The organism is Monashia sp. HAY1-2A, assembly GCF_056755315.1.
Window position 1 is genome coordinate 1 of sequence record NZ_JBNDHY010000782.1, and the last position, 236, is coordinate 236.

The window sequence follows — 236 nt, forward strand, 5'->3', positions numbered from 1 at the left end:
TCTCTAATGTCTCCATCGGGCGGAAGCTAGGGACTTCGAAGCCTGAAAGGAGTCTCGTCATGAACGAATCGATCCTTCCCGATCCCATCGCCGCCTACTTCGCCGCCGACAGGCAGAACCCGGACAGCCTTGCCCGATGCTTCACCGCCCAGGCGGTCGTGAAGGACGAGGGGCGCACCTACACGGGCCGCGATGCCATCAAGGCGTGGAAGGCCGAGGCGGCGGCCAGGTACACG

1 protein-coding gene is annotated in these 236 nt (G+C 64.0%); it reads left to right on the forward strand.

The window, feature by feature from the left end:
* Positions 1 to 59: 59 nt before the first annotated feature.
* On the forward strand, positions 60 to 236 hold a 177-nt coding region (locus tag ACPYOM_RS23890), incomplete at its 3' end, for a nuclear transport factor 2 family protein (protein ID WP_481347889.1).